We start from the raw sequence: 7,845 nt of genomic DNA on the forward strand, positions 1-7,845 counted from the left end.
CTACAAGATCACCAAGATCGATGAACTGCTGCCATGGCACTGGAACGGGTAGCGGTTAGACCGGACGCTTACCAAGCGACCGCCGGTCGCGCGGCGCCAGCGTCGGCCCGCACAGGACCGCGCTGCCGGCGGTGGCCGGATCGGGCAGGTTGGCAGGCCGGGGCAGGGGGGCAGGCTGCGCCATGGTCGTTTCCCATCAGGATCGACCCGTCTTGGCACGTGATGCGTTAACAGAAGATTAAGCGATCCCGCGCGACCGGCAAAAACCGGTCGCACGGGACCAATTCGTCATCAGGCGCGGCGCGCGCGCATCGAATCGGTGAACCGCTTGAACAGGTACAGGCTGTCCTGGGGACCGGGCGAAGCCTCGGGGTGGTGCTGGACGGAAAAGACCGGCTTGTCCTGCATGCGGATGCCGCAGTTGCTGCCGTCGAACAGGCTGACATGGGTCTCGATCACGCCGACCGGCAGGCTTTGCGAATCGACGGCGAAACCATGGTTCATCGAGGTGATCTCGACCTTGCCGGTCTCGACGTCGCGCACGGGGTGGTTCGCGCCGTGATGGCCGTGGCCCATCTTGACCGTCTTGGCGCCAAGCGCCAGCGCCAGCATCTGGTGACCCAGGCAGATGCCGAAGATCGGCATGTCGCGGCCCAGCAGGTCCTTGATCATCGGGACGGCATATTCCCCCGTGGCCGCCGGATCGCCGGGGCCGTTCGACAGGAACACGCCCTCGGGCTCGTGCGCCATCACCTCCTCGGCGGTGGCGGTGGCGGGCAGGACGGTGACATCGGCGCCATGGGCCACCAGAGAGCGCAGGATGTTGCGTTTCGCACCGTAATCCAGCGCCACGACCTTGAACGGCTTGTCGCCGGGTGCGGTGCCGAAACCTGCGCCCCATTCCCACGACCCCTGATCCCACCGATAGCTTTGCGCGCAGCTGACGCCGCGGGCCAGATCCAGGCCGACCAGGCCCTGCCAGTCGCGGGCGCGGGCGATCATCGCCTCGATGTCGAAATTGCCGTCGGGATCATGCGCCAGGACGACATGGGGTGCACCCTGCTGACGGATCGCGCGGGTCAGGCGGCGGGTGTCCACGCCGCCGATGCCGATGCGGCCGCGGCGGGCCATCCAGTCGGTCAGTTCGGACGTGCTGCGCCAGTTCGACGGCTCGGTCGGGTCCCACCGGACGACGATGCCGCTGGCGACCGGATCGGGCGCCTCGTCATCCTCCGGCGTGACGCCGGTATTACCAATATGGGGAAAGGTGAAGGTCACGACCTGGCTGGCATAGGAGGGATCGGTCATGATCTCCTGATAGCCGGTCATCGCGGTGTTGAAGACCAGCTCGGCGACGACCTCGCCGGGGGCGCCAAAGCCCATGCCATAGAAGACGGTCCCGTCGGCAAGCGCCAGGCAGGCGGTCGGTTTAGCAGCCATGTCGGCACCTCTGGAATGAAATCAGCCGGTGAATAGGGGGCAGACGCCCCAAGGTCAACCCGCAGCGGCCCGGGAGCCGCGCTTGAAACGCAGGCGCCGGGGGGCTAGATGCGGTTCTTTCGGGCGCATCCCGCGCCTTGGGTTGGAGACGAAGATGGATCTGCGCGCCAAGCTGCAAGCCGCCACCAAAGAGGCGATGAAGGCCCGCGACAGCGCCCGGCTGTCGACGCTGCGCCTGATCGCCGCCGCCGTCAAGGACCGCGAGATCGCCGCGCGCAGCGGGGACACCGACGGCACCCTGACCGAGGGCGACCTGGTCATGATCCTGTCGCGCATGGTCAAGCAGCGCCAGGAATCGGCCAAGGCCTATGAGGAGGGCGGCCGTCTGGAGCTGGCCGCCAAGGAGGAGGACGAGATCGGCGTGATCCAGGAGTTTCTGCCGCGCCAGATGAACAGCGTCGAGACGACCGCCGCGATCGACGCGGCCATCGCCGATCTGGGTGCCGAGGGCATCCGCGACATGGGTCGCGTGATGGCCGCGCTGAAGGAGCGCCATGCCGGCCAGATGGATTTCGGTGCGGTGGGTCCGGCCGTCAAGGCGCGCCTGCTGGCCTGAAACCCGCGCGTCGCATCACGCGTTGTGCGGGCAGGAGGTGACCCCATGCCCGCACGATCCAAAGCCCAGCAACGCGCCGCAGGCGCCGCCCTGTCCGCCAAGCGCGGCGAGACGAAGGTCGGCGACCTACAGGGCGCGTCCAAGGACATGTATCACAGCATGACCGAGGCAGAGCTGGAAGACTTTGCCAAGACCGACCACGACGACCTGCCGGACCGCGCCGACGACGACTAGCGCAGCCGCGCCAGCCGCCGCATCAGCTCGTCGCAGAGGTCGCGGCGTTCATCGGGGGTCAGGAACGCGCCCAGCTCGATCTCGCGCTGGCCGTCGGACAGGGTCAGATAGGCCTCGACCGGACCATTGCGCAGGCCCGGGCGCACCCAATAGCTGTTGGTCTGCCACAGGCGCTCTGGACGTCCCGGATCGTTGCGCCGGATCTGCAGGCGGCTGCGGTCCATGACCAGCTCCTCGCGCGTCTGTCCGGTGCGATAGGTCTGGCGCAGGGCGATCCACACGCCCCCCACCGTCAGCATCATAAAGGGCAGCAGCCCCCACAGCACCTGCGCCCCCAGAACCGCCAGGATCGGCAGCAGCAGCAGCGTGGCCGTCGTTCCGATGAACCAGACGAAGCCCCGTTTGGGCAGCGACCGGTGCGGCCACAGGGTCACGGTTTGCAAAAAGGCCCCGGACGTGTCCGGGGCCGTTTCTGTCCAATGATAGGGCATCGAGGGATGTGCCTCAGTGGGCCGGGCTGCGGTCCCAGTCCTCGCGCTTGGGCAGCTGCTCGAACGTGTGCTCGGGCGGGGGCGAGGGCAGGGTCCATTCCAGCGTGTCGGCGTACTCGTTCCAGTAGTTGTTCTGGGTGACGCGCTTGCCGGCGAACAGGGTGTAGAACATCACGCCGATGAAGAAGATGAACGACGCGAAGGACAGATAGGCGCCCCACGAGCTGATCGCGTTCCAGAAGGCGTATTCCACCGGATAGTCGATATAGCGGCGAGGCATGCCCTGACGGCCCAGGAAGTGCTGGGGGAAGAAGGTCAGGTTCGCACCGATGAACATCGCCCAGAAGTGCAGCTTGCCGGCCCATTCCGGGTACTGGCGACCCGACATCTTGCCGATCCAGTAGTAGATGCCCGCAAAGATCGCGAAGACCGCGCCGAGCGACATCACGTAGTGGAAGTGCGCCACGACATAGTAGGTGTCGTGATACACGCGGTCCAGCGGCGCTTGGCTCAGCACCACGCCGGTCACGCCGCCGACGGTGAACAGGAACAGGAAGCCGAAGGCCCAGAGCATCGGCGTCTTGAACTCGACCGAGCCGCCCCACATCGTCGCGATCCACGAGAAGACCTTGATGCCCGTAGGCACGGCGATCGTCATCGTGGCCAGCATGAAGTAGCTCTGCTGGGTCAGCGACATGCCGACGGTGTACATGTGGTGCGCCCAGACGACGAAGCCCAGGATCCCGATCGCGGCCATCGCCAGGACCATCGGCAGGTAGCCGAAGATCGGCTTGCGCGAGAAGGTCGCGATGACGTGGCTGATGATGCCGAAGCCGGGCAGGATGATGATGTACACTTCCGGGTGGCCGAAGAACCACAGGATGTGCTGGTACAGCACCGGGTCACCGCCGCCGGCCGGGTTGAAGAAGTTCGTGCCGAAGTTGCGGTCCATCAGCAGCATGGTGATGGCGCCGGCCAGGACGGGCAGGGCCAGCAGGATCAGCCAGGCGGTGATGAACACCGACCAGGCGAACAGCGGCACCTTGAACAGCGTCATGCCGGGGGCGCGCATGTTCAGGAAGGTGGTGATGATGTTGATCGCACCGACGATCGACGAGGCGCCCGAGACGTGAACCGCGAAGATCGCGAGGTCGGTCGAATAGCCGCCCTCGGTCGTCGACAGCGGCGGGTACAGCACCCAGCCGATGCCCGAACCGGGCTGCTGGTTGCCGCCCGGTGCCAGCAGCGAGGCGATGCCCAGCAGCAGGCCGGCGACATAGAGCCAGTAGCTGAGGTTGTTCATCCGCGGGAAGCTCATGTCCGGTGCACCGATCTGCAGCGGCATGAAGTAGTTGCCGAAACCGCCGAACAGCGCCGGAATGACGACGAAGAACATCATCAGCACGCCATGATACGTGATCATGACGTTCCACAGGTGTCCGTTGGGGGTACATTCGGCCGCGGCATTCGCAAAGAATCGCGCGCCTTCCATGCACATGTACTGCACACCCGGCTCGTGCAGTTCCATCCGCATGTAGACGGTGAAGCTGACCGAGATCAGGCCCGCCAGGCCGGCGGTGAAAAGGTAAAGAATACCAATGTCTTTGTGATTGGTGGACATGAACCAGCGGGTGAAGAACCCGCGTGTGTCATGATGGTCGTCGTGGCCGTGTGCGGCTGCGTCTGCCATACCCGAACTCCCTCAAGATGTCGTCGATCCGGCCTGTCGACCGTCATTATCACGCATTCTTTAGACCACCTGCGGGCACCGGGCAATGCGTCACAGTGGCCCCGGAGGCAAACGCCCCGGCCGGGTCCGAAAAACCCGGCCGGGGCGCCAAGGCGGCACGGGGCCGCGTCAGAGGATCATTCGGCGGGCGCGTCCGGCGAAACCGAGGCCAGATAGGCCGCGACGTCCGCCTGGTTGCGGTTCAGCTTGAAGGTCATCTTGCTGCGGGCCGAATCGTCGCCTGACTTTTCCTTCACCCAAGCCGTCGGGTCGGTCACGTAGGCGACCAGCTCCTCCTCGGTCCAGACCATGTCCGGGTTGGCTTCCTTGGCGGCCAGCAGGCCGTCGCCATAGTTGAAGCCTTCCATGTGGGCGATGGGCGCGCCGACGATGTTCCACAGGTTGGGACCGGTGGCCCCGCCCTTGACGATGTCTGTCCCGCTGTCGTCCTGGATCATGTGGCAGGCGCGGCATTTGCGGAATTCGCCCTCGCCCGCGGCGGCGTCGCCCGCTTCCTGCGCGACGGCCGGGATGGCTAGGGTCGCGCCCAACAGGGCGCCGACAATGGCTGATTTCATGCGTAGTTCCTCGCTGGGCCCTGGAGGGGCCGTGGTCTCCCGAAGGGCACCGTAGGACCAACGCGCCCCGGAAATCCAGCCATCGAAAGGTCGCAAGGAAAGAATTGATCGCCGGCCTAGCCGAATGTGCGTGCAAAACCCTGGCGCAGCGCCACGTCCAGATCGGCCATCCCTACCGGCAGCCCCAGATCGACCAGCGAGGTCACGCCGTGCCCGCTGATCCCGCAGGGCACGATCCCGCCGTAATGCGACAGGTCGGGGTCCACGTTGACGGCGATGCCGTGAAAGCTGACCCATCGGCGCAGCTTGACGCCGATGGCGGCGATCTTGTCCTCGCGCATCTGGCCATCGGGCAGGGGGGGCTTGTCGGGACGCGGCACCCAGACGCCCACGCGCCCCTCGCGGATCTGGCCTGACACGCCGAAGCTGGCAAGCGCGTCGATCACCCACCCCTCCAGCTGTCCGACAAAGGCGCGCACGTCGCGGCCACGCCGGTTCAGGTCCAGCATGACATAGGCCACGCGCTGGCCCGGCCCGTGATAGGTGTACTGACCGCCCCGCCCGGTCTGGTGCACCGGAAAGCGCGCGTCCAGCAGGTCCTGGGGGCGGGCGCTGGTCCCGGCCGTGTACAAGGGCGGGTGCTCGACCAGCCAGACGGCCTCGGGGGCCTGGCCTGCATGGATCTGCGCCACGCGATCCTCCATCAGGGCCACGGCGTCGGCATGCGCGGTCAGGCCGCTGCTGATGATCCATTCAACCATGGTTGCGATGTGGCCTCTTCGTCCTTCCCCGTCAACATCCGTCGGCATCCGCAGAAACCGCTTTTCTTTGCAATCGGCCTCGGCTATCAGGCGCGCACTGCCCGGATGCGGCCGTGGCGGAATTGGTAGACGCGCAGCGTTGAGGTCGCTGTTCCTTAACCGGAGTGGAAGTTCGAGTCTTCTCGGCCGCACCAACCCCCCCTTTCATCGATGCCTTGACCCCGATGCCGTTCGGGTCATTCTGTCCCCCGACAACCGGGGATGGTCATGGCCACGTATGCCGCCACAGCGCGCGACCACAGATTTCGCTTTGACAGCCTGGCTGCGGTGATGGCCGCGGCCTCGCAGGAACGGTCGGGCGATCAGCTGGCCGGGATCGCGGCGGGCAGCGCGCTGGAACGCGTGGCGGCGCGGCGCGTGCTGATGGACCTGCCGCTGACCACCTTCCTGTCCGATGCACTGATTGCCTATGAGGATGACGAGGTCACACGCCTGATCATCGATGGCCACGACCGCGCGGCCTTTGCGCCGGTCGCGTCGATGACCGTGGGCGATCTGCGCGACTGGCTGCTGTCACCCGCCACGGACGGTGCGGCGCTGGCCACCGTCGCCCCCGGCCTGACGCCGGAGATGGTGGCCGCGGTCAGCAAGCTGATGCGCAACCAGGATCTGATCCGCGTGGCGCGCAAGGTGCGGGTCATCACGGCATTCCGGAACACCATCGGAGGGGCGGGGGTGCTGGCCTCGCGGCTGCAGCCCAACCATCCGGCGGATGACCCGCGCGGCATCGCGGTCGCGGTGCTGGACGGGCTGCTGCAGGGGGCGGGCGACGCAGTGATCGGGATCAACCCGGCGTCGGACAACCTGGCCAACTGCCACGCCCTGCTGACCGCCCTGGACGAGATGCGCCAGGCGCTGGACATCCCCACGCAGACCTGCGTGCTGACCCATGTGACCAACGCCCTGACCCTGCTGGAGCGGGGCGCGCCCGTGGACCTGATCTTCCAGTCGGTCGCGGGCAGCCAGGCTGCCAACGAAGGTTTCGGCATCACCCTGTCGATGCTGGAGGAGGCCCATCAGGCGGGACTGGCGGCGGGGCGGGGCACGGTCGGCCAGAACGTGATGTATTTCGAGACGGGGCAGGGGTCCGCCCTGTCGGCCGACGCCCATCACGGTGTCGATCAGCAGACGATGGAGGCCCGCGCCCAGGGCGTCGCCCGCGCCTATGCGCCGCTGCTGGTCAATACTGTCGTGGGCTTCATCGGGCCGGAATACCTGTTCGACGGCAAGCAGATCATCCGTGCGGGGCTGGAGGATCATTTCTGCGGCAAGCTGCTGGGCCTGCCGATGGGGGTCGATGTCTGCTATACCAACCATGTCGAGGCCGACCAGGACGACATGGACACGCTGTCGACGCTGCTGGCGCAGGCGGGGGTCAATTTCGTGATCGCCGTGCCGGGCGCCGACGACGTGATGCTGGGTTATCAAAGCCTAGCATTCGAGGACATCGCCTATCTGCGCGAAACCACCGGCCTGACCCCGGCACCCGAATTCGCGGCCTGGCTGGATGCGTTCGGCCTTGTGGGTCGTGCCTTGCCCGATACCGGCGCGATGGCCCGCCGCCTGGGGCTGTCCGCATGAGCGCGCCGGACCTGCACCGCCTGTCCGCCCTGACACCGGCGCGGGTGCGGCTGCAGGCGGGGGCCGGGCCCACCGCGCTGCCGGACCTGCTGCGGTTTCAGCAGGACCACGCGGCGGCGCGCGATGCGATCCACGGGCAGGTGGATTGGGACGCGCTGGCGCAGGACCTTGGCCCGCTGCCGGTGCTGCGGGTGGACAGCATGGCGACCGACCGCGCCACCTATCTGCGCCGCCCCGACCTGGGGCGGCGGCTGGCGCCCCATGACCTGCCCCGGCTGGACGCGCCGCTGCAGGTGGTGATCGGGGACGGGCTGTCCGCGCCCGCGGTCATGGCGCAGGCCGCGGGCGTGGTGCG

General features: G+C 67.0%; 10 protein-coding genes and 1 tRNA gene. 5 read left to right on the forward strand and 6 right to left on the reverse strand.

Annotated features, from left to right (window positions below):
* Positions 1-55: 55 nt before the first annotated feature.
* Positions 56-184 carry a hypothetical protein gene (locus FHD68_RS19750; RefSeq protein ID WP_280115180.1) on the reverse strand — a complete coding sequence of 43 codons (129 nt, stop codon included), beginning with the start codon at positions 182-184 and terminating at the stop codon, positions 56-58.
* A 107-nt stretch (positions 185-291) separates the two neighbouring features.
* The gene (gene carA, locus FHD68_RS16165) at positions 292-1,440 is read right to left on the reverse strand and encodes a glutamine-hydrolyzing carbamoyl-phosphate synthase small subunit (RefSeq protein ID WP_127898918.1); all 1,149 of its coding nucleotides are present in this window, start codon (positions 1,438-1,440) and stop codon (positions 292-294) included.
* A 154-nt stretch (positions 1,441-1,594) separates the two neighbouring features.
* Here carA and FHD68_RS16170 point away from each other — a divergent pair, with 154 nt between their 5' ends.
* Positions 1,595-2,056 (forward strand): GatB/YqeY domain-containing protein, encoded by a 462-nt coding sequence (locus tag FHD68_RS16170; protein WP_046001160.1) that lies wholly within the window; start codon positions 1,595-1,597, stop codon positions 2,054-2,056.
* Between the two features lie 45 nt (positions 2,057-2,101).
* Positions 2,102-2,290, forward strand: coding sequence for a DUF3008 family protein (locus FHD68_RS16175; protein WP_127898917.1), 189 nt, complete (start codon positions 2,102-2,104; stop codon positions 2,288-2,290).
* Here FHD68_RS16175 and FHD68_RS16180 read toward each other — a convergent pair.
* From FHD68_RS16180 to lipB, 4 genes are all read right to left on the reverse strand, one after another.
* The gene (locus FHD68_RS16180) at positions 2,287-2,724 is read right to left on the reverse strand and encodes a DUF2244 domain-containing protein (protein WP_341872773.1); all 438 of its coding nucleotides are present in this window, start codon (positions 2,722-2,724) and stop codon (positions 2,287-2,289) included. The genes FHD68_RS16175 and FHD68_RS16180 overlap by 4 nt on opposite strands.
* Before the next feature lie 70 nt (positions 2,725-2,794).
* Positions 2,795-4,471 carry a cytochrome c oxidase subunit I gene (locus FHD68_RS16185; RefSeq protein WP_045981596.1) on the reverse strand — a complete coding sequence of 559 codons (1,677 nt, stop codon included), beginning with the start codon at positions 4,469-4,471 and terminating at the stop codon, positions 2,795-2,797.
* A gap of 176 nt (positions 4,472-4,647) precedes the next feature.
* On the reverse strand, positions 4,648-5,088 hold the full coding sequence (locus tag FHD68_RS16190) for a c-type cytochrome (protein ID WP_045981595.1): 441 nt from the start codon (positions 5,086-5,088) through the stop codon (positions 4,648-4,650).
* A 116-nt stretch (positions 5,089-5,204) separates the two neighbouring features.
* Positions 5,205-5,849, reverse strand: coding sequence for a lipoyl(octanoyl) transferase LipB (gene lipB, locus FHD68_RS16195; RefSeq protein ID WP_046000972.1), 645 nt, complete (start codon positions 5,847-5,849; stop codon positions 5,205-5,207).
* A gap of 107 nt (positions 5,850-5,956) precedes the next feature.
* On the opposite strand from lipB, the gene FHD68_RS16200 reads away from it, so the two are divergent.
* The 3 genes from FHD68_RS16200 to FHD68_RS16210 form a co-directional block, all read left to right on the forward strand.
* Positions 5,957-6,043, forward strand: a tRNA-Leu gene (locus FHD68_RS16200).
* A 73-nt stretch (positions 6,044-6,116) separates the two neighbouring features.
* A complete protein-coding gene (locus FHD68_RS16205; RefSeq protein ID WP_127898915.1) occupies positions 6,117-7,490 on the forward strand; it encodes an ethanolamine ammonia-lyase subunit EutB in 1,374 nt (457 codons plus the stop codon).
* On the forward strand, positions 7,487-7,845 hold a 359-nt coding region (locus tag FHD68_RS16210; protein WP_139086227.1), incomplete at its 3' end, for an ethanolamine ammonia-lyase light chain EutC. The genes FHD68_RS16205 and FHD68_RS16210, both read left to right, overlap by 4 nt.

It is taken from the genome of Paracoccus marcusii, from assembly GCF_006151785.1.
Classification (GTDB): domain Bacteria; phylum Pseudomonadota; class Alphaproteobacteria; order Rhodobacterales; family Rhodobacteraceae; genus Paracoccus; species Paracoccus marcusii.